17 protein-coding genes are annotated in these 13,639 nt (G+C 67.2%); 12 read left to right on the top strand and 5 right to left on the bottom strand.

Annotated features, from left to right (window positions below; all coding sequences use genetic code 11):
- Positions 1-132 precede the first annotated feature (132 nt).
- Positions 133-1,899, top strand: coding sequence for a lytic transglycosylase domain-containing protein (locus O5O43_RS02670; RefSeq protein ID WP_271085382.1), 1,767 nt, complete (start codon positions 133-135; stop codon positions 1,897-1,899).
- Between the two features lie 55 nt (positions 1,900-1,954).
- Here the strand turns inward: O5O43_RS02670 and O5O43_RS02665 are convergent, their stop codons facing one another.
- Both O5O43_RS02665 and O5O43_RS02660 read right to left on the bottom strand, forming a co-directional pair.
- Positions 1,955-2,089 carry a hypothetical protein gene (locus O5O43_RS02665; protein WP_271085381.1) on the bottom strand — a complete coding sequence of 45 codons (135 nt, stop codon included), beginning with the start codon at positions 2,087-2,089 and terminating at the stop codon, positions 1,955-1,957.
- Positions 2,090-2,177: 88 nt separating this feature from the next.
- The gene (locus tag O5O43_RS02660; protein ID WP_348637155.1) at positions 2,178-2,837 is read right to left on the bottom strand and encodes a glutathione S-transferase family protein; all 660 of its coding nucleotides are present in this window, start codon (positions 2,835-2,837) and stop codon (positions 2,178-2,180) included.
- Between the two features lie 80 nt (positions 2,838-2,917).
- Here O5O43_RS02660 and purB point away from each other — a divergent pair, with 80 nt between their 5' ends.
- The 4 genes from purB (at position 2,918) to O5O43_RS02640 (ending at position 6,153) form a co-directional block, all read left to right on the top strand.
- The gene (gene purB / locus O5O43_RS02655; protein ID WP_271085380.1) at positions 2,918-4,213 is read left to right on the top strand and encodes an adenylosuccinate lyase; all 1,296 of its coding nucleotides are present in this window, start codon (positions 2,918-2,920) and stop codon (positions 4,211-4,213) included.
- A 3-nt stretch (positions 4,214-4,216) separates the two neighbouring features.
- Complete coding sequence (locus O5O43_RS02650; RefSeq protein ID WP_271085379.1) at positions 4,217-4,957, top strand: 2OG-Fe(II) oxygenase family protein; 741 nt, start codon at positions 4,217-4,219, stop codon at positions 4,955-4,957.
- Between the two features lie 23 nt (positions 4,958-4,980).
- Positions 4,981-5,454 (top strand): DNA-deoxyinosine glycosylase, encoded by a 474-nt coding sequence (locus O5O43_RS02645; RefSeq protein ID WP_271085378.1) that lies wholly within the window; start codon positions 4,981-4,983, stop codon positions 5,452-5,454.
- Positions 5,455-5,535: 81 nt separating this feature from the next.
- Complete coding sequence (locus O5O43_RS02640; protein WP_271085377.1) at positions 5,536-6,153, top strand: fasciclin domain-containing protein; 618 nt, start codon at positions 5,536-5,538, stop codon at positions 6,151-6,153.
- Positions 6,154-6,379: 226 nt separating this feature from the next.
- On the opposite strand, the gene O5O43_RS02635 is transcribed toward O5O43_RS02640, so the two are convergent.
- Positions 6,380-6,703: a DUF1476 domain-containing protein gene (locus O5O43_RS02635; protein WP_271085376.1), complete on the bottom strand. Its 324-nt coding sequence runs from the start codon at positions 6,701-6,703 to the stop codon at positions 6,380-6,382.
- Between the two features lie 300 nt (positions 6,704-7,003).
- Between O5O43_RS02635 and purC the strand changes: the two genes are divergently transcribed.
- The 5 genes from purC to purQ are packed head-to-tail and all read left to right on the top strand — an operon-like array spanning position 7,004 to position 9,733.
- The gene (purC, locus tag O5O43_RS02630) at positions 7,004-7,762 is read left to right on the top strand and encodes a phosphoribosylaminoimidazolesuccinocarboxamide synthase (RefSeq protein WP_271086369.1); all 759 of its coding nucleotides are present in this window, start codon (positions 7,004-7,006) and stop codon (positions 7,760-7,762) included.
- The gene (gene purS / locus O5O43_RS02625; RefSeq protein ID WP_271085375.1) at positions 7,762-7,992 is read left to right on the top strand and encodes a phosphoribosylformylglycinamidine synthase subunit PurS; all 231 of its coding nucleotides are present in this window, start codon (positions 7,762-7,764) and stop codon (positions 7,990-7,992) included. Before purC ends, purS begins: the two co-directional genes overlap by 1 nt.
- A complete protein-coding gene (locus tag O5O43_RS02620; RefSeq protein ID WP_271085374.1) occupies positions 7,992-8,516 on the top strand; it encodes an HIT family protein in 525 nt (174 codons plus the stop codon). Before purS ends, O5O43_RS02620 begins: the two co-directional genes overlap by 1 nt.
- 36 nt (positions 8,517-8,552) lie before the next feature.
- Complete coding sequence (locus O5O43_RS02615; protein ID WP_271085373.1) at positions 8,553-9,017, top strand: YbhB/YbcL family Raf kinase inhibitor-like protein; 465 nt, start codon at positions 8,553-8,555, stop codon at positions 9,015-9,017.
- A 53-nt stretch (positions 9,018-9,070) separates the two neighbouring features.
- On the top strand, positions 9,071-9,733 hold the full coding sequence (gene purQ, locus O5O43_RS02610) for a phosphoribosylformylglycinamidine synthase subunit PurQ (RefSeq protein WP_271085372.1): 663 nt from the start codon (positions 9,071-9,073) through the stop codon (positions 9,731-9,733).
- 211 nt (positions 9,734-9,944) lie between these two features.
- Here purQ and O5O43_RS02605 read toward each other — a convergent pair whose 3' ends face one another.
- Positions 9,945-10,175, bottom strand: coding sequence for a hypothetical protein (locus O5O43_RS02605; RefSeq protein WP_271085371.1), 231 nt, complete (start codon positions 10,173-10,175; stop codon positions 9,945-9,947).
- A gap of 91 nt (positions 10,176-10,266) precedes the next feature.
- On the opposite strand from O5O43_RS02605, the gene O5O43_RS02600 reads away from it, so the two are divergent.
- The gene (locus tag O5O43_RS02600) at positions 10,267-11,076 is read left to right on the top strand and encodes a hypothetical protein (protein ID WP_271085370.1); all 810 of its coding nucleotides are present in this window, start codon (positions 10,267-10,269) and stop codon (positions 11,074-11,076) included.
- 6 nt (positions 11,077-11,082) lie between these two features.
- Here O5O43_RS02600 and O5O43_RS02595 read toward each other — a convergent pair whose 3' ends face one another.
- The gene (locus O5O43_RS02595; RefSeq protein ID WP_271085369.1) at positions 11,083-11,268 is read right to left on the bottom strand and encodes a hypothetical protein; all 186 of its coding nucleotides are present in this window, start codon (positions 11,266-11,268) and stop codon (positions 11,083-11,085) included.
- A 117-nt stretch (positions 11,269-11,385) separates the two neighbouring features.
- On the opposite strand from O5O43_RS02595, the gene purL reads away from it, so the two are divergent.
- The gene (gene purL, locus O5O43_RS02590; protein WP_271085368.1) at positions 11,386-13,584 is read left to right on the top strand and encodes a phosphoribosylformylglycinamidine synthase subunit PurL; all 2,199 of its coding nucleotides are present in this window, start codon (positions 11,386-11,388) and stop codon (positions 13,582-13,584) included.
- The last annotated feature ends 55 nt before the right edge of the window (positions 13,585-13,639 follow it).

Here is a 13,639-nt window from a genome sequence, read left to right as displayed (position 1 = left end):
GCGGCATACTTGCTGTTTGACGACCGATCGCAGAGCACGCGTCTCCTGAATCGAGACGGGAACGCGAAGCACGAGGGGGCCGCCGCCTTGTTCAGTTTCCGCCGCCACGCTCTCGGAGCGTCGACGTTCGCCTTGTTGCTCGCCGCCGTGGCGAGCCCGGCCCTGGCCGCTCCCGAACCCTACCTGTCGGTGGTCGCGAGCGAGGCCAGCGGAGCCGCGCCAGAGGGTGAGGGCGAGCAGGGCATCCGGATCAGCACCAACGCCCTCTCCAACGCGGATCGCATCAGCTACACCTCGGCCTTCGACGCCCTGCGTCGCGGCGATCTGGATGCGGCGCGAGCGTCGGCGCGTCAGGCCGGCGACCGGGTCCTGCTGGGCCAGGTCGAGTTCGAGCGGCTGTTCCATCCGAACTACACGGCCTCCTACGACGAGCTGTCGGCCTGGCTGAACGACTACGCCGACCTGCCGAGCGCCCAGCGAGTGTACGCCCTTGCCATGCGTCGCCGTCCCGACGGAGCCGAGGAGCCGCGCCGTCCGACCGGCGCCTTCTTCAGCCGCGCCTGGGACCAGATCGCGGCGGCCGGCGGGAACTCCGAAAGCGATCCGGCCAAGGCCGCGCGCGTCGCTTTGAACCGTGACGACCTTCAGGGCGCGGTCGCCCAAGGCGAGCAGATCGGCGACTGGTGGGTCGTGGGCCTGGCCGCCTGGCGTCTGGGCGACTACCCGCGCGCCTTCACCGCCTTCGAACGCGTCGCGGTCGATCCGACCGAGGACAGCTGGACCCGCGCCGGAGCCGGCGTCTGGGCCGCGCGCGCCGCAGGCCAGATCGGCCGTCAGGATCGAATCCAGGAGTTCCTGCGCATCTCGGCGCGCTGGCCCGCCACCTTCTACGGCCAGATCGCTCTGCGTCAGCTGGGCGAGGAGCCGGCGATCCTGAACGGCGACGGTCCTACGCCCTACGAGGCCGTGGCCCGCACCCCTTCCGCCAATGACGGCCCCATCAACGTCAATCAGCGCGAGATGGACGACTTCCTCAACAGCGACGCCCGCGCCCGGCGCACCGTGGCCTTCTTCGAAATCGGTCGGGGGGCGGATGCTCGCGACGAGTTGAGGAACGGCCTGCGGACCGCCACCGACCGGACGCGTCGCCTGTGGACCGGCCTCGCCCGCGTGCTGGGGCCGCGTCTCGGCGGCGGCGGCAACGACGGGGCGCGCATCGACGTGGCCAACTATCCGATGCCGGAGATCGTCCCCGAGGGCGGCTGGACCCTGGAAAGGTCGCTGGTCTACGCGATCGCGAGGAAGGAAAGCGGCTTCAACGCCTCGGCCCGGTCGCCCGTGGGCGCCTATGGTCTGATGCAGGTCATGCCTTCGACGGCCGCCGAGATGACGGGCGACCGGAGTTTCGTCTCCAGCCCACAGCGGCTGTTCACCCCGGCGACCAACGTCCGGCTGGGCCAGACCTATGTGAACCGGATGTTGGCGCGACCCGAGTTCCAGGGCGATCTGCTGCGCGCGGTGGCCAGCTACAACGCCGGGCCGGGCCCGATGCTGGACGCCCTGCGCCGACTGGGTCCGAATCCCGATCCCCTGTTGCTGATCGAGACGATCGACGTGCCCCAGGCGCGTGAGTACGTCGAGAAGGTCGTGGCGGCCTACTGGATCTATCAGCGGATGTCGGGCGGGCCGCTCAACACCCTTGACGCCGTGGTGGCGGGCCAGACCCTGATCCCGATCGGGCTGGACTATGTCGCGCCGCCGCCGGGACAGGAGCCGACGCCGTTCTCGACCGAGCCGGTGCAGGTGGCTTCGGCGACGTCCGCAGGGACGGGTTGGACTCGAGCAGTCCAGAGTCCAGAGAGTCCAACACCTGAGCGACAGCCCAGAAATCGTCCATAATTGACTGATTCAGATCGGTTTTTTCTAACCAATACCGGTCAGGCGGCCTTGCACCCTAAAGGATGCTGCCGACCAGGGAGGCGCACAGGCAGCAGCCGACGAGGATGAACACGCCGTAGGTCATCAGGGTCGGACGCTGCTGGGCCTCCGGCGGCGTGACGTTCTGGGCGGTCGGCGTCTGGGCGGACATGGCTTTCGAGTCTCGGTTCGATCAGGACCGTAACGCCGTTCCCTTAAGGGCCAGTTCGCAGGTCTGATTAATCGGCTGTGACCCTGACCTAAGGCCGAACCGTGACAGCCTGTTCCGTCCATTCGAGGAAGTCGGGCTGCTGTAGCAGCTCGGCCACATAGGCTGTGGCCACGCCGTCGCTGTCGCCATGGGCGGCGAGATCGATCTGGTAGTGGCGGAAGCGGGTGGCGACGGGCGTCAGGAAGGCGTCCGGGATCGACCATTCGCCGAACAGATAAGGCCCGCCGGCGCCGAAGCGGGCGCGCATCTCGGTGACGATAGCGACGAAGCGCCTAACGTCGGCGGCGACGGTCTCTGAGGTCGGGGTCGGGGCGCGGTCGGGGCCGACCATGGTGTGGATGATGCCGGCGGCGTCAGGCCCCATGCCGCATTCGCTGCGCAGGGCGTTGAAGCCCGAGTGCATCTCGCAGGCCACCGACCGGGCGAGCCAACGGGCGTGGGCGTCGGCGGGCCACAGCCGGGCGTTCGGGAACCGCTCGGCGGCGAAGACCGAGATCGCCATCGAATCCCAGATGGCCACGCCATCGACCTTCAGCACCGGCACCTTGCCGGAGGGAGAATGCTCGGCCAGCGCCGCCGCCGATTCCGGGCCATAGAGGGGGATTTCGCGAACCGTGAACTCCGCCCCGCAGCGCTTCAGCACCAGCCAGGGCCGCAGCGACCAGGTCGAGAAGGCCCTGTTTCCGATGATCAGTTCGATGGCCGTTCTCCCCTGATGACGCCGACTTTCCTTGACAGATTCGGCTGGGGAAGCCTTTACCCCCGCCCATGATCACGCGCTATTCCCGCCCCGAAACCGTCGCCATCTGGTCCTCGGAGACCAAGTACAGGATCTGGTTCGAGATCGAGGCCCATGCCGCCACCAAGATGGCCGAGCTTGGGGTGATCCCGGAGGAGGCCGCCGAGGCGATCTGGGCCAAGGGCAAGGACGCCCAGTGGGACTCGGATCGCATCGACGAGATCGAGCGGACGACCAAGCACGACGTGATCGCCTTCCTGACCCACGTCTCGGAGACGGTGGGCGAGGAAGCCCGCTTCCTGCACCAGGGGATGACGTCCTCGGACGTGCTGGACACCTGTTTCGCGGTGCAGCTGGCGCGGTCGTCGGACCTGCTGATCGCCGGGGTCGACCGGGTGCTGGCGGCGCTGGAGGCGCGGGCGAAGGAGCACAAATTCACCCCGACCGTGGGCCGTTCGCACGGCATCCATGCCGAGCCGGTGACCTTCGGCCTGAAGCTGGCCGGATATCACGCCGAATTCCAGCGGGCGCGGCGGCGTCTGGTGACGGCCAAGGAGGAGATCGCGACCTGCGCCATCTCCGGCGCCGTAGGCACCTTCGCCAACGTCGATCCGGCCGTCGAGGAATATGTCGCCGACAAGATGGGTCTGCAGGTCGAGCCGGTCTCGACCCAGGTCATCCCGCGCGACCGGCATGCGGCCTTCTTCGCGGCGCTGGGCGTCGTGGCCTCGTCGATCGAGCGTCTGGCCGTCGAGATCCGCCACCTGCAGCGCACCGAGGTGCTGGAAGCGGAGGAGTTCTTCGACAAGGGTCAGAAGGGCTCGTCGGCCATGCCGCACAAGCGCAACCCCATCCTGACCGAGAACCTGACCGGTCTGGCCCGTCTGGTCCGCTCGTCGGTCACGCCCGCAATGGAAAATGTTGCGCTGTGGCACGAGCGGGACATCAGCCATTCCTCGGTCGAGCGCGGCATCGGGCCGGACGCCACCATTCACCTGGACTTCGCCCTGAATCGCCTGGCCGGGGTGATGGAGCGGCTGCTGGTCTATCCGGAGAATATGCAGAAGAACCTGGATAAGCTCGGCGGTCTGGTCCATTCGCAGCGCGTTCTGCTGGCCCTGACGCAGCTGGGCCAGTCGCGTGAGGACAGCTATGCGGCGGTCCAGCGCAACGCGATGAAGGTGTGGCGCGGCGAGGGCAACTTTCTCGACTTCCTCAAGGAAGATCCGGAGGTCATCGTGCCGGATGCCGAGCTCGAGGCCCTGTTCGATCTCGGCTATCACGCCAAGCATGTGGACACGGTCTTCAGGCGCGTGTTCGGATAGGGCGTGTCCGATCCGATCCGCCTGAACCCCACGCTCGACGCCCGCGACTATGCGGAGGCGTTCCAGCGCGACGGTGTGGTGCAGGTGTCGGATTTTCTGACGCCCCAGAGCGCCGACCGGCTGGAGGCGGCGCTGAAGACCGCGACGCCCTGGGGCCTGTCGGTCAGTCCGGGCGGCAAGGGGGAGTGGCTGTCGCCCGAGGCCTTGCAGACCCTGGGGCGCGACGGGGTGGCGGCGAAGGCGCGGGACGCCATGGCGGCGGCGCGGACCGGCTTCGGGTTCAGCTTCCTGTCCTATCCGATCATCGACGCCCTCGTGGCGGGTCGCGATCCGGGGCATGCGACCCACGAACTGGCCGTGGTGCTGAACAGCCCCGAGGCCCGCGACTTCTGCGCCGCCGTCGCCGGGGAGACCGGGATCACCAAGATCGACGCCCAGGCGACCCTTTTCCGGCCCGGGGACTATCTGACCCTGCACGACGATACCGGCGTGGGGGAGCGACGGGCCGCCTATACGCTGGGGCTGTCGCGGGACTGGCGGACCGACTGGGGCGGGCAGCTGCTGTTCCACGATGCGGCCGGTGACGTGCCGCGCGGCCTGATGCCCCGGTTCAACGTCCTGACCCTGTTCAGGACGCCGCAGTGGCACACGGTGGCGACGGTCGCGCCCTATGCCGGGGCGCCGCGCCTGTCGATCACGGGCTGGCTGCGCGACGACAAGCCCTACGCCGAGTCCGGCCGCTGACGCTCAAGCGGGCCTTCGCGCCCTTGGTCGATGCGCGGACCCGCGTTCTGGTTCTCGGCAGTCTGCCCGGCGACGCCTCCCTGAAGGCGGCCCAGTACTATGCCAATCCGCAGAACGGCTTCTGGCGTCTGATCGGCGGGGTGATCGGGCGCGACCTGCACGCCATGGCCTATCCGGACCGGGTCGAGGCCTTGCGGGCGGCGGGCGTAGGCCTGTGGGACGTGATCGCCTCGGCCGAGCGGGCGGGAAGTCTGGATGCCGCCATCCGGTCGCCCGACGCGGCGGATTTGGTCGGCCTGACCGCCGGGCTGCCGGACCTCAAGGCCGTGGCCTTCAACGGCGCGATGGCGGCGAAGCGCGGGCGGAGGATTCTGGCGGGCGCGGAGGGGTTGACCCTGGTCGACCTGCCCTCTTCCAGCCCAGCGTATGCGGCGCGGACCCTGACGGAAAAGGCAGAAGGCTGGGCCGTTCTCAAGGCCTTTCTCCCCGCGCCCTGATGACGCAGGTGCATCCTTTCCCGCGCTCATCCGTCTCTGATCGCACACCGCCGAGCACAGGCGGCCCTCAGGAGTAGACGCATGAACGCCCGCATTCTCACCCTTACCGTCGCCTCGGCCGCCCTCGTGGGTCTAGCCGCGTGCAACAACAACTCCGACGCCGAGAAGGCCGCGGAGACCGCCGCCCCGGCCGCGCCGATGGCCCCGGCCTCGACCGACCCCGTGGTCGGCGGCGCCGCCATGAGCCCCAACGACACCATCGTCACCAACGCAGCGAAGGCCTCGAACCTGACCACCCTGGTCAGCGCGGTGCAGGCCGCGGGCCTGGCCGAGACCCTGTCGGGACCGGGCCCCTTCACGGTCTTCGCGCCGGACAACGCCGCCTTCGACAAGGTCCCGGCCGCCACGCGCGAGGCCCTGATGGCGCCGGCCGGCAAGGCGGACCTGACCGAAATCCTGACCTATCACGTGGTGCCCGGCCGCCTGACCGCCGCCGATCTGGCTACCCAGGCCCAGGCCAACGGCGGCAAGGTCGAGCTGACCACCGTCGAGGGCGACACCCTGACCGCCAACGTGAACCCGGACGGCTCGGTCACCTTGACCGACGAGAAGGGCGGAACGGCGCGCGTCACCCAGGCCGATGTCCTGCAGTCGAACGGCGTGGTTCACATCATCGACACCGTCGTGATGCCTGACTGATTTTTCCGTGAACCTTTTGCCGACTGCCGCATTTTCATGATGCGCAAGACGCAGAAGTCATCGGGTGAGGCTATTCCCCCCAGCCCCCGATAAAGGAAGGGCCGCAGACCCCCCGCTGCGGCCCTTTTTCCTGTCTGACGTTCAGACATTGGCAATCGCACCGCAGCCGGGCTGCGATGCGATCGAGAACTCAAGTCTTGGAAAGCGATCGAAATCGCTTGGCCGGTTACTCCCCGGCGCGGATCTGGTCGCGGGCGATGGAGGCCAGTTCGTCCATCTTGGAGCGAATCTCGCCCTCTGAGACCGTCAGGCCCGAAGCCTTGAAGTCGCCGGCGACCTTGCGGAAGACGTCTTCGTCGCCCGGCTGTTCGAAATCGGCGCGGACGACGGCCTTGCCGTATTCCTCGGCCGAATCGGCGCCCAGGCCCATCTTCTCGGCGGCCCAAAGTCCCAGCAGCTTGTTGCGGCGGGCCATGGCCTTGAACTCTTGCTCCTGATCGAGCGCGAACTTGGACTCAAAGCCCTTTTCCCGATCATCGAAGGTCGTCATCAGTCGTCAGTCCATCCGTCACGGGCCAGAAGGTCGGCGGCCTCGCCGGGCTGGTCTATGACCCGGCGTCATCGAACGCAACGGATATCGGCTCGCATCAAGCCTCCCGCACACTGACAAACCCCAGGTGTGGCTTCGCGCCGTCGCCTGGCGTCGTTTGTGTCGCAGGGCGCATTCCGCTATGGAGCGCCAGACCCATTTCCCGCCTAGCCCGAGACCGGATCGCGCCGCCCAGACGACACTCTGGCCGCGCGATTTTCGTTTTCAGGCGACGGCGCATCCCCGTCTGGGACCACGATGATGAATTCGAAGCGCAAGAAGATCTACGAAGGCAAGGCCAAGATCCTCTACGAGGGCCCCGAGCCCGGCACCCTGATCCAGTATTTCAAGGACGACGCGACCGCGTTCAACGCCCAGAAGAAGGCCGTCCTCGAAGGCAAGGGCGTCATCAACAACCGCATCAGCGAGTTTGTCATGAGCCGCCTGAACGGCATCGGCGTCACAAACCACTTCATCAAGCGGCTGAACCTGCGCGAGCAGCTGATCCGCGAGGTCGAGATCATTCCGCTGGAAGTCGTGTGTCGCAACATCGTGGCGGGCTCCCTGGCGACGCGCCTGGGCCAGGAAGAGGGCACGCCCCTGCCCCGCTCGATCATCGAGTTCTACTACAAGAAGGATGAGCTCAACGACCCGATGGTCACCGAGGAGCACATCACCGCCTTCAACTGGGCCTCGACCCAGGAGATCGACGACATCCTGGCCATGACGCTGCGCGTGAACGACTATCTGTCGGGCATGTTCGGCGCGGTCGGCATCACCCTGGTGGACTTCAAGATCGAGTTCGGCCGGGTGTGGGAGAACGACTTCGCCCGCGTGATCCTGGCCGACGAGATCAGCCCCGATTCGTGCCGCCTGTGGGATACCAACACCGGCGAGAAGCTGGACAAGGACCGCTTCCGCCGCGACCTGGGCGACGTGATCGAAAGCTATACCGAGGTCGCCAAACGCCTCGGCATCATGAAGGACATGCCGACCGTGATTCAGGGGGGACTGCACTGATGGCCAAGGTGAAGGTGCATGTGTTCCTGAAGCCCGGCGTGCTGGACGTTCAGGGCAAGGCCGTCGAAGGCGCGCTGAAGGGTCTGGGCTGGGGCGTGTCGGACGCCCGCGTCGGCAAGCTGATCGAGTTCGACTTCGACGGCGAGGACCCGGCGGGTGAAGCCAAGAAGATGTGCGAGACCCTGCTGGCCAATACGGTCATCGAGAGCTACCGGGTCGAAGTCGCCTGATGGGAAGCGCTGTCGCCCTTCTGGCGATGGCGCTGACTAGCGCTGGAGGGCCCGCCGTTGCGCCCGGCCAAATGCAGCCTTTGTGGGGGCTGGACGGCGTTTATGATCCGGCAAACCCGTTCGCGCGGATCATCAGAGGCGAACTGCCGAGTTCGAGAATTCTCGAGACCGACGACGTCCTCGTCATCGTTCCCCTAAGCCAGGCGTCGCGGGGGCATGTGCTGGTCATCCCCAAATGCGAGTGCCGGACACTGGCGGAGGTCCCGCCCGAACGGCTGACGGCGGTGATGACGACGCTGCAGCGGCTGATGGCCGCCGAACGGCGCGCCTTTGACCCCGTGGGCTTCAATGTGCGTCAGAACAATGGGGCTGAAGCGGGACAGACCGTGTTTCACGTTCATTTCCACCTGATTCCGCGCTACGCCGGGGAGATGCTGCGGCTGGACGAGTCCGTGCATGCGCCCCGAGACCAGATGGATGCGGTGGCGGCTGAAGTTCGCGCCGCCTTGGCGGAGCAACCCTAGTCTCCGAGCGTTTCGCGAGTTCCAGAGGAGCGACCAATGACCTTCACCCTGACTTCCAACGACTTCAAAGACGGCGAGGTCCTGCCCGACGCCCAAGTGCAGGATAAGGGCAACACCTCGCCAGACCTCGCTTGGTCGGGTGCGCCTGCGGGGACGAAATCCTTCGCCATCACCGTCTATGATCCGGACGCGCCGACAGGATCGGGCTTCTGGCACTGGACGGTGGCAAATATTCCGGCCGATGTCAGCGAGATCCCGGCCGGCGGTCCCGTGCCCTCCGGTGCGGTCGAGGGGCGGACGGACTACGGCGCGCCAGGCTTCGGCGGGGCCGCCCCGCCGCCGGGACACGGTCCGCACCGCTACATCTTCACCGTCTTTGCGGTCGATACCGAGAAGCTGGACGTGACGCCTGAGGACTCCGGGGCGAAATACGGCTTCAATCTGCATTTCCACACCCTGGCGAAGGCATCGATCACGGCGACTTACGAGAACAAGGGCTGAGCCTGGACGCAGCCGCCTGACATTCGATCCGAACCCTGCTAGACGCCCCGCCCATGAGCGCAGCCGTCATCGTCTTCCCCGGGTCCAATTGTGATCGGGACTGCAAGGTCGCCATCGAACGATCGACCAACGAGCGCGTCGAGATGGTCTGGCATCAGGAGACCGCGCTGCCCTCGGGCCTCGATCTGATCGTGCTGCCGGGCGGGTTTTCCTACGGCGACTACCTGCGCTGCGGAGCCATGGCGGCGCAATCGCCGGTCATGCAGGCGGTCAAGAAGGCGGCGGACGACGGCGTGACCGTGGTCGGCATCTGCAACGGGTTCCAGGTCCTCTGCGAGGCCGGCATGCTGCCGGGCGCCCTGCTGCGGAACTCAGGCCTGAAGTACGTCTGCAAGCCGATCTCGCTGGAAGTGACGAACGGCCAGACCCGGTTCACCGCCGGCTATCAGGGCCAGCGCGAGGTCGTCATGACCCAAGGCAACGGCGACGGAAACTATTTCGCCGACGAGGAAACACTGAAGCGGATCGAGGGCGAGGGCCAGGTGGTGTTTCGCTATGTCGACAATCCGAACGGCTCGATCGCCAACATCGCCGGCATCCAGAACGCGCGCGGCAATGTGCTGGGGATGATGCCCCACCCGGACCGCGCCTTCGAGGCCGAGTTGGGCTCGGCGGACGGCGCCACCCTGTTCCGGTCGATCTACGCGGCGGCGTAAGTCTGCGCTCCGAAACGCGAAAGACGCTGGCCGCCGACCTTCCGCTCGAGCGGCACGGGCGGCGCGATCGGCAAGGACGTCTGATCGGCGGCCAGCCGTCGTCCTCCCGCGCGTCACCATGGGCGACGGCCCCCTGATCGGGGCTGGGGCCATTGTCACGCGGATGCGCCGCCGGGCGGGATGGCTGTCGGCCACCCGGCGCCCTTCCGCATCAGGTCGCGTCAGGCGATCCCAGAACCGAGGTGTCGCGTTCGATGACGCCATCGACGTCATCTTCCTCCTCGCCGGGCTCGACGTCCTCGGTGACGACGCCGCCCGGATCGCGCTGAGCGGCCAGTTCGCGAGCGCCGACGCCCAGACCCTGTTCGATGGCCAGGTTGGCGTCGACCTCATCGGTTTCGAAGTGGGGCGTTTCTTCCGGGGTCTTGGTCGGGTCGGTCATGAACGGCTCCTTGGGCTTGCGTCGGACAGGTAGCGGGCGGGACGCCAGCCGGTTCCGATGAACCAAGCGCGGCCGTACGCGTAATGTCGTCATGACAACCTCACTGAATGGCGGTCAGGCCGTCGGAAACCCGGACGGCATGCGTTCGACGCGCCGCCTCGCCGTCTTCGCCTGCATGATTTTCGCGGTCGTCATCGGCCAGCTGCAGCAACTGGTGAACCTGGGCCAGTCCCCGGCCGAGTTCTCCGCCGACAGCGATGCGACCCTGAAGGTCGTCGGTTGGGCCTTCGCGATCTGGGGACCGATCTATCTGGGACTGATCGTCTACGCGATCCGGCAGCTGTTGCCGAGGACGCATGAGACGGAAATCCTGAAGGCGTTCGGGTGGCCGTCGGTGCTGGCCCTGCTGGGCATCGGCTGGTGGATCCTGGCCGCGGCCTGGGATCTGGAAGTCGCAACCATCGTGCTGATCTTCGGATCGCTGATCGTGCTGCTGATCCCCTTGCTGAGGAAGGCGGATGCGATCCGCGACCTCTCCAACAAGGACAGGGATCGCTGGATGACGGTGTGGCCGCTGGCGGCTCTCGCGGGCTGGCTGACAGTGGCGGCGCCGGTGAACCTGCTGACGGTAGCCACTGGCAATGGCGACCTGCCCGCCGCCCTGCCGCCGACGGGCTGGGCGCTGATCGCCGTGGTCGCGGCGGCGGGCATGGGTCTGCTGGTCACGTGGCGGACGCGCGTGCTGGCGTATCCGCTGCCGATCGCCTGGGGCCTGTTGGGCGTCTTCGTCGCCGAGCAGGAGAAGGGCAATGCCGTGCTGGCCTTCGGCGCGCTGGCTGCTTCGCTCGTGGTGCTGGGCGGCGCCCTGACGATCACCTTCGGGCTGAGGCCCAGGCGCTAGAGGGGGTCAGACCCCCTCGCCGTCCACGCCCTCCTCTTCCTCGTCCTCGATGACCTCGGCTGTTTCGAGGTGGTTCTCGGCGTGGCGGCCGATGCGTTCCGCCAAACCGGAGGCGCCGGCGTCGTCGGCCGCAATTTCCGGGGTGTCGGCGTCTTCGGGCGTGGCGGCTGGATCGATGGGGAGATCGGTCATCGTGGGGCTCCTGTGAAGCGTTGCCTCAGAACAGCGATCAGCAAGCCTAACCGTTCCAGCGGTCTGAGGGTCGGGGCGGGCTGACAGTCGAACCGATCACCGCTATGAGGCGCGGCCATGAGCGCTCCCGAAAAGACCATGGCCGAACTGGCCGCCGAATACGGCCTGAATCCCGCCGAGTATCAGGTCGTCCTCGACCGGCTGGGACGCGAGCCGAACCAGCTGGAGCTGGGCGTCTTCTCGGTGATGTGGTCCGAGCACTGCTCCTACAAGTCCTCCAAGATCCACCTGGGCAAGTTCCCGACCAAGGGGCCGCGCGTCATCTGCGGGCCGGGCGAGAACGCCGGCGTGATCGATATCGACGACGGCGACGCCTGCATCTTCAAGATGGAGAGCCACAATCACCCCAGCTTCATCGAACCCTATCAGGGCGCGGCGACGGGCGTGGGCGGCATCATGCGGGACGTCTTCACCATGGGCGCGCGCCCGGTGGCCCTGCTGAACGCCCTGCGATTCGGCGACGTGGGCCATGAGAAGACGAAGCGTCTGGTGAAGGGCGTGGTCTCGGGCATCGGCGGTTACGGCAACTGCGTCGGCGTGCCGACGGTGGCGGGCGAGACCAACTTCCACGCCGGCTACAACGGCAACATCCTGGTCAACGCCATGTGCGTGGGCCTGGCGAAGTCGGACGCCATCTTCTATTCGGCGGCGCCGGGCGCGGGCATGTCGGTGGTCTATTTCGGATCCAAGACCGGCCGCGACGGCATCCACGGGGCGACCATGTCCTCGACCGAGTTCGACGACGAATCGGAATCGAAACGCCCCACGGTCCAGGTCGGCGATCCGTTCGCCGAGAAGCTGCTGATCGAGGCGACGCTGGAGCTGATGGCATCCGGCGCCGTGGCGGCGATCCAGGACATGGGGGCGGCGGGCCTGACGTCGTCGTCGGTCGAGATGGCCGGCAAGGGCGGCGTGGGCATCGAACTCAACATGGACGACGTTCCCCAGCGGGAAATCGGCATGTCCGCCTACGAGATGATGCTATCGGAATCGCAGGAGCGGATGCTGGCTGTGCTGAAGCCGGGCCGCGAGGCCGACGGTTATCGCATCTTCGAGAAATGGGGTCTGGACGCCGCGGTCATCGGCAAGACCACCGAGACCGGCCGTCTGATCCTGAACCACCATGGCGAGGTCGTCTGCGACGTGCCGCTGGCCCCGCTGTTCGACGATGCGCCGCTGTATGATCGTCCGTGGGTGCAGCCCGAGCTGCATCCGCGCCTGAACCCGGGCGAGGTTCCGGCGCCGACCGTCTGGGAAGACGCGGTGCTGAAGGTGCTGACCTGCCCCGACATGGCGTCCAAGCGCTGGATCTGGGAACAGTACGACCGTCACGTCATGGCCGACACCCTGCAGGATTCGGCCACCGGCGCAGACGCGGGCGTGGTGAGGGTGCACGGGACGGACAAGGGTCTGGCCGTCACCTCGGACTGCACGCCGCGCTATGTCCAGAACGACCCCTACGAGGGCGGCAAGCAGGCCGTGGCCGAGGCCTGGCGCAACCTGACGGCCGTCGGGTCGCTGCCTATCGCCATCACCGACAACCTGAACTTCGGCAATCCGCAGCGGCCCGAGATCATGGGCCAGATCGTCCGCGCCATCGACGGCATGGCCGAGGCGTGCGGTGCGCTGGACTTCCCGGTCGTGAGCGGGAACGTCAGCCTCTACAATGAGACCAATGGCGTCGCCATTCCGCCGACCCCGACCGTGGGCGCCGTGGGCCTGTTGAAGAACTACGACGTGGTGACCGGCTTCTCGACCATGGAAGATGGCGACAGCCTGATCCTGATCGGCGAGACGCACGGGGAACTGGGCGCGTCGATCTATCTGCGTGAGGTCGTGGGCCGCGAGGACGGGGCGCCGCCGCCGGTCGATCTGGCGCTGGAGCGCAAGACCGGCGACTTCGTGCGCGGCGAGATCGAGGCGGGTCGCCTGACCTGTGTGCATGACCTTTCGGACGGCGGCCTGATCGGGGCCGCGGCGGACATGGCGCTGGCGTCGGATTGCGGCGTGGTGCTGGATGCATCGAGCGCGACACACGCCCATGTCCTGCTCTTCGCCGAGGATCAGGCCCGCTATCTGGTGGCCGTGCCGAACCCGGACGAGGTGCTCACGGCGGCGCGCGAAGCGGGGCTGCACGCCTCGGTCGTGGGGCACGCCAGGGGCGACGCCTTCGCCTCGACGAACCTGTTCAGCATCCCGATGGCCCATCTGCGCGAGATGCACGAAAGCTGGATGCCGGCCTGGCTCGAGGGCTGAAACGAAACCGGGCCGCCTTGAGGACAGCCCGGTCGATCCTATGGCTTTGAGCGAA

The sequence above is a fragment of the Brevundimonas sp. NIBR11 genome (genome assembly GCF_027912535.1).
GTDB lineage: Bacteria > Pseudomonadota > Alphaproteobacteria > Caulobacterales > Caulobacteraceae > Brevundimonas.
Note: the sequence above shows the minus strand (reverse complement) of the source record. Positions and strands in the feature narration are given on the sequence as shown.

Coding starts and splice junctions, on each gene's coding strand:
- purB (WP_271085380.1), top strand. CDS start 2,918: ATGATCACGCGCTATTCCCGCCCCGAAACCGTCGCCATCTGGTCCTCG.
- O5O43_RS02640 (WP_271085377.1), top strand. CDS start 5,536: ATGAACGCCCGCATTCTCACCCTTACCGTCGCCTCGGCCGCCCTCGTG.
- purC (WP_271086369.1), top strand. CDS start 7,004: ATGAATTCGAAGCGCAAGAAGATCTACGAAGGCAAGGCCAAGATCCTC.
- O5O43_RS02620 (WP_271085374.1), top strand. CDS start 7,992: ATGGGAAGCGCTGTCGCCCTTCTGGCGATGGCGCTGACTAGCGCTGGA.
- O5O43_RS02595 (WP_271085369.1), bottom strand. CDS start 11,268: ATGACCGATCTCCCCATCGATCCAGCCGCCACGCCCGAAGACGCCGAC.
- purL (WP_271085368.1), top strand. CDS start 11,386: ATGAGCGCTCCCGAAAAGACCATGGCCGAACTGGCCGCCGAATACGGC.
- purQ (WP_271085372.1), top strand. CDS start 9,071: ATGAGCGCAGCCGTCATCGTCTTCCCCGGGTCCAATTGTGATCGGGAC.
- O5O43_RS02665 (WP_271085381.1), bottom strand. CDS start 2,089: ATGTCCGCCCAGACGCCGACCGCCCAGAACGTCACGCCGCCGGAGGCC.
- purS (WP_271085375.1), top strand. CDS start 7,762: ATGGCCAAGGTGAAGGTGCATGTGTTCCTGAAGCCCGGCGTGCTGGAC.
- O5O43_RS02615 (WP_271085373.1), top strand. CDS start 8,553: ATGACCTTCACCCTGACTTCCAACGACTTCAAAGACGGCGAGGTCCTG.
- O5O43_RS02605 (WP_271085371.1), bottom strand. CDS start 10,175: ATGACCGACCCGACCAAGACCCCGGAAGAAACGCCCCACTTCGAAACC.
- O5O43_RS02635 (WP_271085376.1), bottom strand. CDS start 6,703: ATGACGACCTTCGATGATCGGGAAAAGGGCTTTGAGTCCAAGTTCGCG.
- O5O43_RS02600 (WP_271085370.1), top strand. CDS start 10,267: ATGACAACCTCACTGAATGGCGGTCAGGCCGTCGGAAACCCGGACGGC.